This is a genomic window from Deinococcus aquiradiocola, assembly GCF_014646915.1.
GTDB classification, from domain to species: Bacteria; Deinococcota; Deinococci; order Deinococcales; family Deinococcaceae; genus Deinococcus; species Deinococcus aquiradiocola.
Genome location: NZ_BMOE01000001.1, coordinates 381,906 through 395,364 on the forward strand (window position 1 = coordinate 381,906; position 13,459 = coordinate 395,364).

At 70.0% G+C, this 13,459-nt stretch carries 11 protein-coding genes and 1 riboswitch; of the genes, 6 read left to right on the plus strand and 5 right to left on the minus strand.

Annotated features, from left to right (window positions below; translation table 11 throughout):
- Positions 1 to 81: 81 nt before the first annotated feature.
- Both IEY33_RS01760 and IEY33_RS01765 read left to right on the plus strand, forming a co-directional pair.
- Positions 82 to 1,773: a glycerol-3-phosphate acyltransferase gene (locus IEY33_RS01760; RefSeq protein ID WP_188960498.1), complete on the plus strand. Its 1,692-nt coding sequence runs from the start codon at positions 82 to 84 to the stop codon at positions 1,771 to 1,773.
- Between the two features lie 136 nt (positions 1,774 to 1,909).
- Positions 1,910 to 2,440, plus strand: coding sequence for a phosphoribosyltransferase family protein (locus IEY33_RS01765; protein WP_188960499.1), 531 nt, complete (start codon positions 1,910 to 1,912; stop codon positions 2,438 to 2,440).
- A 381-nt stretch (positions 2,441 to 2,821) separates the two neighbouring features.
- Here IEY33_RS01765 and secA read toward each other — a convergent pair whose 3' ends face one another.
- Positions 2,822 to 5,434, minus strand: a complete 2,613-nt coding sequence (gene secA / locus IEY33_RS01770; protein ID WP_188960500.1) for a preprotein translocase subunit SecA — start codon at positions 5,432 to 5,434, stop codon at positions 2,822 to 2,824.
- 308 nt (positions 5,435 to 5,742) lie between these two features.
- Here secA and IEY33_RS01775 point away from each other — a divergent pair, with 308 nt between their 5' ends.
- Positions 5,743 to 5,997 (plus strand): hypothetical protein, encoded by a 255-nt coding sequence (locus tag IEY33_RS01775; RefSeq protein ID WP_188960501.1) that lies wholly within the window; start codon positions 5,743 to 5,745, stop codon positions 5,995 to 5,997.
- Here IEY33_RS01775 and tsaD read toward each other — a convergent pair.
- From tsaD to IEY33_RS01790, 3 genes are read right to left on the minus strand one after another with little or no spacing between them, the layout of a single operon-like run.
- Positions 5,973 to 6,965, minus strand: a complete 993-nt coding sequence (tsaD, locus tag IEY33_RS01780) for a tRNA (adenosine(37)-N6)-threonylcarbamoyltransferase complex transferase subunit TsaD (protein ID WP_188960502.1) — start codon at positions 6,963 to 6,965, stop codon at positions 5,973 to 5,975. The two genes, IEY33_RS01775 and tsaD, sit on opposite strands and share 25 nt — an antisense overlap.
- The gene (locus IEY33_RS01785; protein WP_188960503.1) at positions 6,962 to 7,318 is read right to left on the minus strand and encodes a barstar family protein; all 357 of its coding nucleotides are present in this window, start codon (positions 7,316 to 7,318) and stop codon (positions 6,962 to 6,964) included. The genes tsaD and IEY33_RS01785 overlap by 4 nt, the downstream gene beginning before the upstream one ends.
- Positions 7,315 to 7,812 carry a guanyl-specific ribonuclease gene (locus IEY33_RS01790; protein WP_188960504.1) on the minus strand — a complete coding sequence of 166 codons (498 nt, stop codon included), beginning with the start codon at positions 7,810 to 7,812 and terminating at the stop codon, positions 7,315 to 7,317. Before IEY33_RS01790 ends, IEY33_RS01785 begins: the two co-directional genes overlap by 4 nt.
- A gap of 250 nt (positions 7,813 to 8,062) precedes the next feature.
- Here IEY33_RS01790 and IEY33_RS01795 point away from each other — a divergent pair, with 250 nt between their 5' ends.
- Positions 8,063 to 9,730: an alpha-amylase family glycosyl hydrolase gene (locus IEY33_RS01795; RefSeq protein WP_188960505.1), complete on the plus strand. Its 1,668-nt coding sequence runs from the start codon at positions 8,063 to 8,065 to the stop codon at positions 9,728 to 9,730.
- Positions 9,731 to 9,839: 109 nt separating this feature from the next.
- Here the strand turns inward: IEY33_RS01795 and IEY33_RS01800 are convergent, their stop codons facing one another.
- Positions 9,840 to 10,820 (minus strand): heme-dependent oxidative N-demethylase subunit alpha family protein, encoded by a 981-nt coding sequence (locus tag IEY33_RS01800; RefSeq protein ID WP_229670675.1) that lies wholly within the window; start codon positions 10,818 to 10,820, stop codon positions 9,840 to 9,842.
- Positions 10,821 to 10,930: 110 nt separating this feature from the next.
- A riboswitch (ZMP/ZTP riboswitch) is annotated at positions 10,931 to 11,011 on the plus strand.
- Between the two features lie 35 nt (positions 11,012 to 11,046).
- On the opposite strand from IEY33_RS01800, the gene purH reads away from it, so the two are divergent.
- Both purH and IEY33_RS01810 read left to right on the plus strand, forming a co-directional pair.
- Entirely contained in the window at positions 11,047 to 12,573 is a 1,527-nt protein-coding gene (gene purH / locus IEY33_RS01805; RefSeq protein WP_188960506.1) for a bifunctional phosphoribosylaminoimidazolecarboxamide formyltransferase/IMP cyclohydrolase, read from the plus strand.
- Entirely contained in the window at positions 12,560 to 13,435 is an 876-nt protein-coding gene (locus IEY33_RS01810) for a bifunctional 5,10-methylenetetrahydrofolate dehydrogenase/5,10-methenyltetrahydrofolate cyclohydrolase (protein WP_188960936.1), read from the plus strand. Before purH ends, IEY33_RS01810 begins: the two co-directional genes overlap by 14 nt.
- The last annotated feature ends 24 nt before the right edge of the window (positions 13,436 to 13,459 follow it).

The following is a 13,459-nucleotide window of genomic DNA, read 5'->3' on the forward strand; positions in this document are numbered from 1 at the left end:
CTGCCGCCACATTCTCGGACCGGGCGGCGGGATCATGACGCGCCTTCCGGTCCGCGCGGGCCTCCCCGCTACAATGCCCGCATGCTGTTTCTCTCGTTCCTTCTCCTTGCCCTCGCGTACCTGACGGGCAGCCTCCCGCTCGGGCACTGGCTGCTCGGACGCCTCGGCATGGACACCCGCAACGTCAGCGCATACAACCTCGGCGTCGAGAACGTCCTGCTGCGTGTCGGGCCCGGCCCCGCCCTCACCAGTGCCGCCCTCGACGCCGCCAAGGGCTTCACGGCCGTCCTGATGGCCTCCAGCATCGCGCAGACCGGGTACGCGCACGCGCCGGAACTGTGCGTCCTCGCGGGCCTCGCCGCGTACCTCGGGCACCTCAACCCGCCGCGCGCCCTGTACGGAGACACCCTCCCCAGGGGACGCGGGAACCTCGTGCTGCTCGGCATCCTGGCCGGGCTGAGCGTCGCGGGCGGCGTCAGCCTGTGGATCACGCTGCTGCCGCTCGTCGCGTACGCCGCCGTGCTGGGCCTGAGCGGCTACGTCAGCGTCGCCACCATCGCCGGACTTGCCGTGCTCGCGGTCCTCGTGGCCGTCAGCCCGCTCGGCGTCGCCGCGAAACTCGCGGCACTGCTGCTGCTGCTGTCCGGCACGTGGCGCTTCAAGGAGAACCTCGGCCGCGTCCTCGACCGGACCGAGCCGCACGTCGGTGAGGACGTCCCCATGGCCGGCAAGAAGGACGACGTGGTCGTCGCCGCTTTCATGATCCACCCGCTCACCCTGGACGACTTCTGGCAGGCGCGCCGCTTCTCGTGGATGAAACCCCTGGTGGACAAAGGCATCATCAGCGAAGGGACCGTCCGCCAGATGGCCGACAGCCTGCGCCCCATGAAGGTCGGGGAACTGAGCGGCATCCGCACCCGCGAGGGCAAACAGATCCGCGCGTACCTCATCTCCAGCCCGCTCCTGCCGGACGTGTTCCGCGACAACCCCGACCTCGCCACGCGCCGCGCCATCGAGGGCGCGAAGCTCGCGCGGGAACTCGGCGCGTCCGTGTTCGGCCTCGGCGCCTTCTGGAGCGTCGTCGGCAACAAGGGCCAGGACGTGCAGGCCGCCGTGCCGGACATCACCGTCACGAACGGCGGCGCGTACACGTCCGGCACCATCAAGGCCGCCATTCCAGGCATCCTCGCGCACTTCCAGGGCGCGGGCCGTGACCTGGGGGCCGCGACGGCCGCCGTGGTCGGCGCGAACGGCGTCGTCGCCTTCGGCATCGCCCGCACCATCGCCCCGCAGGTCGCGAAGGTCATCATGGTCGGTCGGGACGCCGAACGCCTCGAACGCAGCGCCACCACCCTGCGCCGCGCCAACCCCACCACCGAGATCGTCACCACCACCAGTTACGACGCGCTGCGCGAAGCGTCCCTGATCTTCACGGCGACCAGCGACCCCAACCCCGTCATCTTCCCGCAGCACGTGCAGGAAGGCACCTGGATCTTCGACGAGGGCCGCCCCGCCGACGTGGACGACAGCGTCACGCAGATCCCCGGCGTGCGCGTCATCCCGGGCGGCGTCGTCCGCCCGCCCGGCAACATGACCTCACAGGTCAACCTGCACTTCGGGGAAGGACAGGTGCCCGCCTGCCTCGCCGAGACGCTCATCCTCGCCGCGACCGGCGAGTACGACCGCAAGAGCCTCGGCGCGCAGACCCTCACCGAGAACATCAACTTCTTCGTCGAGCAGGCCGAAACGCTCGGCTTCAAGGTCATCGACTGAACCGGTCTGGCAGAGGTGCCGACACTCGCCGTTCCCGGCTGAACCCTGAGCGTCCAGGGCAGGCCGGGATAGCCTGTCCCCGCGGCGGGCGGGTCGGGGGCACGGCGTCCCCTCCCACCCGCTACAATGGCTCACCGTGAAGACACATCAAGTACAGGTGGGCACCGTGACCCGCGACCTGCCCATCGTCGAAGTCGCGCCCGGCGTCTCCGTGGCGCTGTTCAACATGCTCGGCGACACCGACGTCACCGAAGCGGCCGGCATCGAACTCGCCAGACTCCTCCCCGCCGACATCGACGTGCTCGTCACGCCGGAAGTCAAGGCGCTCAGCCTCGCGCACGTCCTCAGCCGCGAGAGCAGACGCCCCTACATCGTGATCCGCAAGACGCAGAAACCGTACATGATCGACCCGGTCGCGCGCGAGGTCGTGTCCATCACGACCGGCAAACCGCAACTGCTGGTGCTGGACGGCCTGGACGTGTCCAAGATCCGCGGCAAGAAGGTCGCCATCGTGGACGACGTCGTCAGCAGCGGCGGCACGCTCGCCTCGCTGCGTCAGATCATCGAGGAGGTCGGCGGGGAAGTCGCGGCCGTCGTCGCCGTGTTCACCGAGGGGCAGGAACGCCCCGAGGTGACGGCCCTCGGGCACCTGCCGCTCTTCACCTGAGCCTGGACGCGGCTGAACGGTCCGCTCCCTGGCCAGCCCGACGACCACTGAAGCGGCCGTTCCCGACTCCGGGAACGGCCGCTTCTGATGCGGTTTTGAGCTGAACTTTTAGAGTTCAGCCGAGCGGAGCGAGTACCAAAAAGTACGGTTTGGAGGAGATGGAAGGGATGCCGGGAACAGCGCCGACATCCCTTCCTGGGCAGAACGGACGCCCTGCAGGACGCCTGCCCGCTTCCTGGGCAGAACGGGAGGAGTGGCCAGCCGTGTCCGTTCACGACGATACGCCCTGCAGGACGCCTGCCCGCTTCCAGCCCCTCCCGACCGTCCTTGTTGGTGTGCCTGCCGCTCGGCCGAACTCTTGGAGTTCAGCTCAAAACCCGATCAGACGGCTGCTTCGCCTCCGACCTGCATGCGGAAGATGTACTTCGTCACTTCGGTCTGCAGGTTGTCGATCATCTCGTTGAACATGTTCGTCGCCTCGAACTTGTACTCGCTGAACGGGTCGCGCTGCCCGTAACTGCGCAGCCCGATGCCCTGACGCAGCACGTCCATGCCGTGCAGGTGCTCCTTCCAGTGCTGGTCCACCACCTGCAGCAGCACGTAGCGGGACACGCCGTTCAGCAGTTCCGGCCCGAGCTCCTCCTTGCGGGCGTCGAAGGCGTCCGCGACAGCCTCAATGACGCGGCGGTGCGCTTCGGCGGGCGCGAGGGTGCGCAGACCCTCGAAGTCGAAGGTCTCCAGGGCCGGGATGGCGTCCGTCAGGGCCGCGCGCAGCGCGTCGATGTCCCACGCCTCCGGGTCCGCTTCGAGCGGCAGATGCTCGGCGAGCTGGGCGTCCACCGAGTTCACGATCATGCCCTCGGTGCTCTCCTCGACGTCGGCGTCTGCGCCGAGCAGCACCTCGCGCCGCTGCGCGTAGATCGTCTCGCGCTGCTTGCTCATCACGTTGTCGAACTCCAGCAGCTGTTTGCGGGTGCTGAAGTTCCGGTCCTCGACGCGCGCCTGCGCCTTCTCGATGGCGCCCGTCACCATCCGGGCCTCGATCGGCTGGCTGTCGTCCATCCCGAGGCGGTCCATCATGGCGACCACGCGGTCGTTCGCGAAGAGACGCATCAGCTCGTCCTCGAACGACACGTAGAAGCGGCTGCTGCCCGGGTCGCCCTGACGGCCCGCACGGCCGCGCAGCTGGTTGTCGATGCGGCGCGACTCGTGCCGCTCGGTGCCCACGATGTGCAGGCCGCCCGCCGCGCGCACCTTCGCGCGGTCCGCTTCGGCGTGGTCGCGCGCCGCCTCGGCCTCCGCCACGAACTGCGGCGTCACGCCCGGCAGCAGCGCCCCCAGCGCCTGCGCGTTCCCGTCACGCCGCATGACGGACTTCACGAAGTTCTCGACGTTCTGGTCGTAGCGCGACAGACCCATCGCTTCGAGCCGTTCACCGAGCATGAATTCCGCGTTGCCGCCCAGCATGATGTCCGTCCCGCGGCCCGCCATGTTCGTCGCGATGGTCACCTGACCGCTGCGGCCCGCCTGCGCCACGATGCTCGCCTCCTGCGCCTCGTACTTGGCGTTCAGGACGTTGTGCGGGATGTTCGCCTGGTGCAGCAGGCGGCTCAGCAGTTCGCTGCTGTCGATGCTGACCGTCCCGATCAGGACGGGGCGGCCCGTGGCGTACATGTCGACCGTTTCCTTCACGACGGCCGCGTACTTCCCGGCGACGGTGCGGTAGATCAGGTCCTCGCTGTCCTGACGGATGACCGGCAGGTTCGTCGGGATGACCAGCACGTCGCTGCCGTAGATGTCGAGGAATTCCTTCTCCTCGGTCTTCGCGGTGCCGGTCATGCCGGAGAACTTGTTGTACAGCCGGAAGAAGTTCTGGTACGTGATCGTGGCGAGCGTCTGGTTCTCGTTCTCGATCTTCACGCCTTCCTTCGCCTCGATCGCCTGGTGCAGCCCCTCGCCGTACCGGCGGCCCGCCATGCTGCGTCCCGTGAACTCGTCGATGATGATGACTTCACCCTCGGGCGACACGATGTAGTCCGTGTCCTTGTGGTACAGGTCCTTCGCGCGGAGCGCCTGGGTGATCATGTGCGCCTTCTCCATGTTCTCCAGGCTGTACAGGTCGTCGATGCTGAGCAGCTTTTCCAGGCGCGTGATGCCCTGCTCGGTCAGGTGCACGCCCTTGCTCTTCTCGTCGATGGTGTAGTCCCCGGTCGGCTCCTCGCGCTTGCCCGGCTCGGCCGGCTCGCCGCGGTTCAATCGGCGCACGAGTTTCGCGATCACGAAGTACTGATCGGTCGCCTTCTCTGCCGCGCCGGAGATGATGAGCGGCGTTCTGGCCTCGTCGATCAGGATGCTGTCCACCTCGTCCACGATCGAGAAGTTCAGGGGCGTATCGGCGCGCAGCACGAGCTGGCCCGGGTCCTGTGCCATGTTGTCGCGCAGGTAGTCGAAGCCCAGTTCGGAGTTCGTGACGTACGTGATGTCGCACCCGTACGCCACCTGCCGCTGCTGCGGCGTCATGTCGCGCTGAATGAGGCCCACCGTGAGGCCCAGCGTGCGGAACAGCAGCCCCATCTCCTCGGCGCCCACGCGCGCGAGGTAGTCGTTCACCGTCACGAGGTGCGCGCCCTTGCCGCTCAGGGCGTTCAGGCACAGTGCCAGCGTCGCCACGAGCGTCTTGCCTTCACCGGTCCGCATCTCCGCGATGCGTCCGGCGTGCAGGGCCGCGCCGCCCACGAGCTGCACGTCGTAGTGCCGTTTGCCGATGCTGCGGCGGCCCGCCTCGCGGATCAGCGCGAACGCCTCGACGATCACGTCGTCCAGGCGTTCGCCGCCCTCCTGCACGCGGACTTTCAGGGCGCCGTAGGCGGCGGCGAGGTCCTCGACCTTTTTGGTTTCGTCTTCCAGGGCGTTGACCGGCTGGACGACGTTCTTGATGATGCGCTGCACGTCGCGCTGGTTGGTATCGAACATCTTGGTGAGGACACGGAACATAGTGCGGGCAGTATACCCCGCGAACAGTGAGCAACGGAGTTGAGTGCGGGGCACTCAGAGATGCTGAGGACGTGACGGCCCGCCGGACAGCCCGGCAGGCTCATGAACACGCCCGGAACCGCTCGCCGTGACCGGGCAGGCAGGGTACGACCATGCAGACCCGTGGTCCGGAGTACGGTGGGGGGTATGACGTTCGCGCTCGCCCTGCGGGGCTTCTGCATCGTGTGCTTTCTGGGCGCCGGCGTGCGTCATCTGGCCGACGTGTGGCAGGGCGGCTGGCTTCCGTACGGGTGCCGCTGTGGAGCAACGTGTTCTGGACGATGCTGGTGTTCCTCGACCCGCTGGCGGCCGTGCTGGTGGCGCTCCGTCCGAGGCTCGGCGCGGTGCTGGCGCTGCTGGTCATGGTGGCCGACGTGGCGATCAACAGCGACTGGGCGTGCCGTCTGGGGGCGAGTGGTGGCGTGGGGGCACTCGTCCTGCCCGCGCAGGCGTTCTTCCTGGGCGTCGTCCTGGCCGGGTTCCCGATGCTCCGGGCGCTTCAGCCGGACGCGAGGGGGGCGTAGGCGGTGGCGCCGTCGTCCAGGCCGTGCGCGAGACGGCCCGCGCGGATGGCGGCCGCTCCGGCGAGGGCGATCATGGCGCCGTTGTCGGTGTTGAGGCCCTTGCCGGGGAACACGACGCGCAGTTCCGTCTGCTGGAATGCTTCGCGCAGCGCCGTGTTCGCGGCGACGCCGCCCGACACGACGACGGTGCGGCGCCCCAGGTCGCGGGCGGCGCGGGTGGTGGTCTGCACGAGGCTCTTCACGGCGACGGCCTGGAAGCTCGCGGCGAGGTCCTCGGGTTTCGCGCCCGCGCGGTGCGCGAGGAGCGCGGCGGTCTTGAGGCCGCTGAAGCTGAACTCGTAGCCTTTCTGCCCGGCGAGCGGCACCTTGAACGGGACGGCTTTCGGGTCGCCGTGCCGCGCGGCCTCGCTGATGGCAGGACCGCCGGGGTAGCCGAGGCCCGCGAGGCGCGCGACCTTGTCGAACGCCTCTCCGGCCGCGTCGTCGCGGGTGGCGCCGACGAGGTCGTACTGGCCTTCTTTCGGCACGTCGAAGAGGTGCGTGTGCCCGCCGGACACGACGAGCGCGAGGTACGGCGGCTGCAGGTCGGCGTCGCTGGCGGCCGCGAAGATGTGCCCTTCGAGGTGGTGCGTCGCGTGGAAGGGGAGGTCCAGGCCCTGCGCGAGGCCCTTGCCGTACATGAGGCCCACGAGGAGCGCGCCGACGAGGCCGGGGCCGGACGTGGCGGCGACCGCGCCGAGGTCGTGGACGGTGACGTCCGCTTCCTTCAGGGCGTCCTGCATGACGGCGTCGATGCGCTCGACGTGTTCGCGGCTCGCCAGTTCCGGCATGACGCCGCCGTACGAGGCGTGCACGGTCTGTGACCAGACGCGGTTGGCGCGCACGGTGACGTGGCCGTCCGGGTGGAGTTCCGCGATGCCGACGCCGGTGTCGTCGCAGCTCGTGTCGATCCCGAGGATGAGGGTCATGCGAGCACCCACAGGGCGCGGCCCGTCTCGGCGTTGCTCGTCTGCGCGTCCGTCAGGGTGTCGTGGAGGGCCTGCGCGAGCTGCGGGTGGCGCGCCTGGAAGTCCGGCCAGCCGAGCAGGTGCAGGGCGGCGGGCGGGGTGGCGTCCGGGTCGGTGAGCAGGTCGTACAGGGCGTCCCAGTTGCGGCCGAAGTACGCGGGGAGCCGCAGGTCGCGCGCGAGGGCGCTCATGAGTTCGGCGCGGCCGTCCACGCGCGTCAGATCGAGCGTGAGGGGCGTGACGCCCGCCGCTTCGGCAAAGCGGGCGAGGTCGTCCGGGGCGGGCTGGATGCCGATGGGTGGGGGAGGGGTCATGGGCGGATTCTCCCGAAGGTGGCGTAGTGGTCGGCGGTGTAGTAGCACTCCGTTCCGGCCTGGGCGGGTGGGGTGGCGCACACGATGCGGCGCGCGCCCCGGTCGCTGCTGCCGGGCGTGCGGACGGTGTACTCGTGGTACGTGCCGCGTGGTCTGCGCGGCAGGGTGCCCTCGCGGTTCTGGAAGGTCACGCCGTCCCGCGCGTACGGGTACGGGCCGCCATTCAGGATGAGGCGGTACGTCTGCCGGGCCTGGGTGGGGAGCGTGCCGAGGGCGATCCAGGGGAGGCCGCTGGCCGGGTCGGTGCGCTCTGCACTGCCGGTCGTCGGGGTGGTGCGGGTGGAGGGTGCCGTGGTGCTCTGCCGGGCCTGGGTGGTCTGTGGGCGGGGAGAGCTCTGGGCGGTGCTGGCCTGACCGGGGGCGTGGCAGGCGGTCAGGGTGAGGAGGGCGGCCAGGAGTCCGCCGAGGCGGTGGCCGCGAGAGGGGACCTTCATGCGGTGCAGCTTAGCGCGGGGTGCGGGATCGGCGGAAAGGTGGGCTCACGTTCCGGGTCCGTTCACGTGTGAACGCTGACATGAACAGAGGGCACGCCAATGAGAGGTTTTTCACAACACGCGGGGGCAGGCGCACGCTAGAACCTGAAACGTTTCCACAATCCAGCCGTCCTGCCCACCCGGGCGAGGTCGTCCTGCCGCTCTGCCTTCCCACTGCCGGTGAATCCGGCCGACCCCACAAGGAGTGTCTATGCGTCCACTGCTTTCTGCTGCCGCCGTCCTCTCCACCGCTCTGCTGCTCGCGTCCTGCGGTCAGTCCGACCTGCAGGCGCAGGCTCCCCAGACCCAGGTTCCCCAAGCCCAGACCGCGCAGGCGGCTGCGCCCGTGCAGACGCAGGCGATCAGCGGCACCAACATCGACACCTGGAGAAAACAGGTGATCTACCTCGCGATGCCGGATCGTTTCAGCAATGGAAACGCTTCCAACGACAACCTCGGTCAGCCGAACTGCTACGACCCCGCCAACCCCACCAAATTCCACGGCGGCGACCTGCAGGGCCTGCGCAACAAACTCTCGTACATCAAGGACCTCGGCGCCACCACCCTCTGGATCACCCCCGTCTACAAACAGACCCCCATCAACAGCGGCGCTCCCGCCAGCTACGGCAACTGCGGCTACCACGGCTACTGGGCCGACTACACCAGCCCCGACGACACCGCCATCGAACCCAAACTCGGCACGTCCGCCGACCTCACCGGCCTCATCAGCGACCTGCACGCCGGCGGCATGAAATTCATGATGGACATGGTCGTCAACCACGCCGGGTACGGCGCGCGCGTCGTCACCCAGCAGCCCAGCTGGTTCCACAGCAACTGCACCGGCAACGACATCACCTGCCCGCTCGCAGGCCTCCCCGACTTCGCGCAGGAAAACGCCACCGTCGCCGCGTACCTCACCAACCTCAGCAAGACCTGGACGAGCACCTACGCCATCGACGCGATCCGCATGGACACCGCCAAACACGCGCCCCTCACGTACTGGCAGAACAGCTGGGTGCCCGGCGTCCTCGCCGCCCGCCCCAACACCTTCCTGCTCGCCGAAGCGTTCCTCGACAGCAGCGCCTCGCAGCTCAAACCGTTCCTCGACGCGGGCTTCGACAGCACCTTCGGCTTCCCCACCCGCACCGCCCTCGTGAACAGCATCGGCAAGGCCGGCAGCCTCGACACGCTCGCCGCGAAGGTGCAGGACACCGTCGGCACGCTCGGCCTCGACCGCGCGCTGCTGCAGGTCAACCTGCTCGACAACCACGACGTGCAGCGCTTCGTGAACGAACCCGGCATCAGCGTCGCCGAGACCGACATCCGCGCCCGCTACCGCCTCGCGCTCGGCGCCCTGATGACGCTGCCCGGCATTCCGCAGCTGTACGCCGGTGACGAACTCGGCGTGTACGGCGGCAACGACCCCGACAACCGCAAGGACATGCCCTCCTGGGCCTGGACCGACACGGGCCGCAGCACCGCCCAGAGCGGCTACCTCGCGGGCGGCGGCACCCCCAAGACCACCTACGACCTCGCCAAGAAACTCATCGGTATCCGCACCGCCAACGAGGGCCTCTGGAAAGGCATGTACGCCGAGATGTGGCGCCCCAACGGCGGCCAGAACGCCATGGCGTACTACCGTGGCAGCGGCACCAGCCGGATGGTCGTCGTCCTGAACCTCTCCGACACCACCGCCAACCTCCCCCTCGACATCCAGGCGAACACCGCCATTCCCGCCGCCGACCGCACGTACCTCGCGAACGGCAAGACCTTCACCGACCAGCTCGGCGCTGGCGCACCCGCCACCGCTACCGTCTCCGGCGGCAAGCTGAACGTGAGCGTCCCCGCCAAGACGCTCGCCATCTACCGCGCGAACTGATCCGGTTTTGGTCCGGTTGCAGGGATGCCGGAAGGAGCACCGGCATCCCCTCGGTCTCCTCCAGACCGGACCTGTCGCTGCTCGCCTCGCCCGGCTGACCTCCAGCGCTTCAGCCCGACAGGGAACGCCCTGCCGTCTCCGGCGCGAACCGCTGTTTCCGTAACCATCCTTCCAGGGCTGGCCCAAGTCGGGTCAGCCCCTTGTACTGCCGCTGTTCGGGCGTCATGCCGCCCAGGGCCGCCGCGAGCGCCGCCGCGCGCTCCGCCGTGAGCGCGTCCCGCAGCGGCGTCAGGTACGTCCGGATGGTGAAGAGCGCCCCGCTCCCCTCCGGGACGGGGTGCAGCGTCTGCCGTTCCACCCGCAGGAACACGCCGCCCAGGTCGGCGGGCACGCCCTCGTTCCCGTCCGGCCCGCTGCACTCCGGCGGGAGATCCGGGTGATGGTCGAGCCGCCCGGACGGCGTGACGCCCCACACGAACCGCACGAACGGCCCGCGCGTCACGAGCGCCTGCACCAGCCGAGGCGCGGACGCCAGCAGCGGCCCCGCGCCCGCCACCGGCGCATGCACCTGCGTGAACGGCCGCCCGATCTTGTCGAGCGGCGCCCACTTCTCCGGCAGCAGCACGTGCAGCGCCGCCAGATGATCCGCGCCCGTCACCGGGTCCACCGCCAGGACGCTCAGGTCCTCCTGCACGTTCATCGCCAGGAAATCCAGCGCGTCCAGCGGCTCCACGTCCCCCACCACGGCCGACAGCGGACCGCGGAAGCGCCGCAGGTCCTCCAGCGTCCCGCGGTCCACGTCCAGCACGCCCGCCCAGCCGAGCGCGGCGTTGCTCAGCACCCGCCCGTCCCACGACAGCACCCCGCCCGAATCGCGCGCCGCCTGCTCCGCCACGCGCCGCAGGACGCCCGCCCGCAGCTCCGGGCGCAGGCCCGCCAGCACGTACGACCGCTGCAGCTGCGCCCGCGCCGCGACCTTCTCCGTCAGGAACGCCGCGTACTGCCGGTCGAACGCGAACGTGTGCGTCTCCGTGCGGCCATCCACCGGCTGCACGCCCAGCCGGAACATCCCGGCCGCGACGGAATACACGCCACTCAGGTACGGATGATACGAAGCGGGAGGACGGTCTGAAAACACCACGCCAGTATGCCGCCCGCCCGCGCACCGCCGCGACGCCCGGCACTTGAGATAAACTGCGGGCCGGTCGCGGTGACTGGCGTAACGTGGACACCACGGGGAAGCCGCGAGAATACCTTTGGCCGCACGCCTGGGCCGGACGCCGGGACACGGATGCCCGGCGGCTGGAGGAACGAACATGGCGAAACGCGCATTACTTTCAGTGTCAGACAAGTCGGGCGTGGTGGACTTCGCGCGCGCCCTCACGAACGCCGGGTGGGAAGTCCTCAGCACCGGGGGCACCCTGCAGGCCCTGCACGCCGCGGGCGTCCCCGCCACCAGCGTCGCGGACGTGACGGGCTTCCCCGAGATCATGGACGGCCGCGTCAAGACGCTGCACCCCAGCATTCACGGCGGCATCCTCGCCCGGCGCGACGAGGCCAACGCGGGCGCGCACCTCGCGGAACTCGCGCAGCACGACATTCAGCCCATCGATCTGGTGTGCGTGAACCTGTATCCGTTCCGGGAGACGGTCGCGGGCGGCGCGGACCACGAGACGGTCATCGAGAACATCGACATCGGCGGCCCCGCCATGATCCGCGCCGCCGCCAAGAACCACGCCAGCGTCCTGATCCTCGTGGACCCCGCCGACTACCCGCTCGCGCTGCAGGACACCGTGAGCATCCAGGACCGTCAGCGGCTCGCCGCGAAAGCGTACGCGCACACCGCCGCGTACGACGCCGCCATCGCCGCGCACCTCACGGACGCCGAGGCCCTGCCGCCCGCCCTGACGCTGGAACTCACGCAGCTGCAGGGCGTGTCGCTGCGTTACGGCGAGAACCCGCACCAGCCCGGCACCGTGTACCGCATCGGGAACGAACGCGGCCCCGTGCTGGACGCCGCCGTCCTGAGCGGCAAACCCATGAGCTTCAACAACTACGGCGACACGGACGCCGCGTGGGCGCTCGTGCAGGAGTTCCCGGCGGACGTGGCCGCCTGCGTGTGCGTCAAGCACGCCAACCCCTGCGGCGTGGCGCTCGGCGCGACCGCACAGGAGGCCTGGGAGCGCGCCCGTGACGCCGACACCCTCAGCGTGTTCGGCGGCATCGTGGCCCTCAACCGGCCCGTGGACCTCGCCACGGCACAGGCGATGCGCGGCACCTTCCTCGAAGTGCTGATCGCGCCCGAGGTGAGCGCCGACGCCCTCGCATGGTTCCAGGCCAAGAAGCCCGATCTGCGCGTCCTGACCGCCGGTCCCTCCCGCTTCTCCGGCACCGAGTACCGCCCCCTGCAGGGCGGCCTGCTCGCCCAGGCCCGCGACCTGCGTACCTGGGACGACCTGTGCCCGGAAGTCGTCACGGAACGCCAGCCGACCGAGCAGGAATGGCAGGACCTCGCCTTCGCGTGGCGCGTCACCAAGCACGCCCGCAGCAACAACGTCGTCCTCGCGCGGGACGGCCGCACGGTCGGCCTCGGGGCGGGCGCCGTGAGCCGCATCTGGGCGGCCGAGCGCGCCGTGCAGAACGCCGCCGGGAACGCCCAGGGAGCCGTCATGGCGTCCGAGGCGTTCTTCCCGTACGACGACGTGGTGCGCCTGAGCGCCTCGGCGGGCGTCGTGGCGGTCCTGCAGCCGGGCGGCGCGAAACGCGACCCGGAAGTGATCGCGGCCGCGAACGAACTCGGCGTGAGCATGATCTTCACCGGGAGCCGCCATTTCCGCCACTGACCCCGGCCCGCCCGGACCCCGCCTGCTGCTCGGCAGGCCGCTCGCGGACCGCGTCACGCGCGAAGTCCGGGACGGCATCGCCGAGCGGCACCTGCACCCCCTCATGGTGGCCGTCGTCGCGTCCGACGACCCCGCCACCGGCGTGTACGTGCAGTCCAAGGTGCGTCAGGCCGCGCGGCTCGGCGTGACCCTGCAGGTCCTCGACCTCGGGGCGCGCATCACGCAGGCGGACCTGCACCGCGAACTCGAACGCCTGTCCGCCGACGACGCCGTGCACGGCATCGTGCTCGAACTGCCGCTCGCGCCGGGCCTCGACGCGGACCTCGCCAGCCTGCACATGGCGCCCGCCAAGGACGTGGAAGGCCTCACGCCCGCCAACCTCGCCCTCGTCGCCGCCGGACGCGAACCCGAGGCGCTCCTGCCGCCCACGCCGCGCAGCATCCGCTTCCTGCTGCGCGAGGTGCTGGACCTGCAGGGCGCCCGCGTCGCCATCATCGGGCCGGGCCGCACGGTGGGCCGCCCCCTCACGTGGATGCTCAACAACCGTGGCGCGACCGTCACGCTCCTCAACATGCACTCGCGTGACCTGACCGCCATCCTCGCGCCGCAGGACGCCGTGGTCGTCGCCGTGGGCCGCGCCGGACTCCTGCGCGCCGAGCACCTGCACGCCGCTCAGGTCGTGGTGGACGCCGGCATCAACGTCACCGCGAGCGGCGTGGTCGGGGACGCCGCGCCGGACGTCGCGCCGCTCGTGCGCGCCATCACGCCCGTCCCGGGCGGCGTCGGGCCGCTCACCAGCGCCCTGATGTTCCAGAACCTGCTGCGCGCCATCCGCCTGCAGCGCGGCGAACAGGTCGAGTAGAGTCCCCACACCACAGGGAGGCAG

Excerpts from the sequence above, each read along its gene's own strand:
- IEY33_RS01760 (WP_188960498.1), top strand. The coding sequence starts at position 82 with ATGCTGTTTCTCTCGTTCCTTCTCCTTGCCCTCGCGTACCTGACGGGC.
- secA (WP_188960500.1), bottom strand. The coding sequence starts at position 5,434 with ATGTTCCGTGTCCTCACCAAGATGTTCGATACCAACCAGCGCGACGTG.
- tsaD (WP_188960502.1), bottom strand. The coding sequence starts at position 6,965 with ATGACCCTCATCCTCGGGATCGACACGAGCTGCGACGACACCGGCGTC.
- IEY33_RS01785 (WP_188960503.1), bottom strand. The coding sequence starts at position 7,318 with ATGACCCCTCCCCCACCCATCGGCATCCAGCCCGCCCCGGACGACCTC.
- IEY33_RS01790 (WP_188960504.1), bottom strand. The coding sequence starts at position 7,812 with ATGAAGGTCCCCTCTCGCGGCCACCGCCTCGGCGGACTCCTGGCCGCC.
- IEY33_RS01795 (WP_188960505.1), top strand. The coding sequence starts at position 8,063 with ATGCGTCCACTGCTTTCTGCTGCCGCCGTCCTCTCCACCGCTCTGCTG.
- purH (WP_188960506.1), top strand. The coding sequence starts at position 11,047 with ATGGCGAAACGCGCATTACTTTCAGTGTCAGACAAGTCGGGCGTGGTG.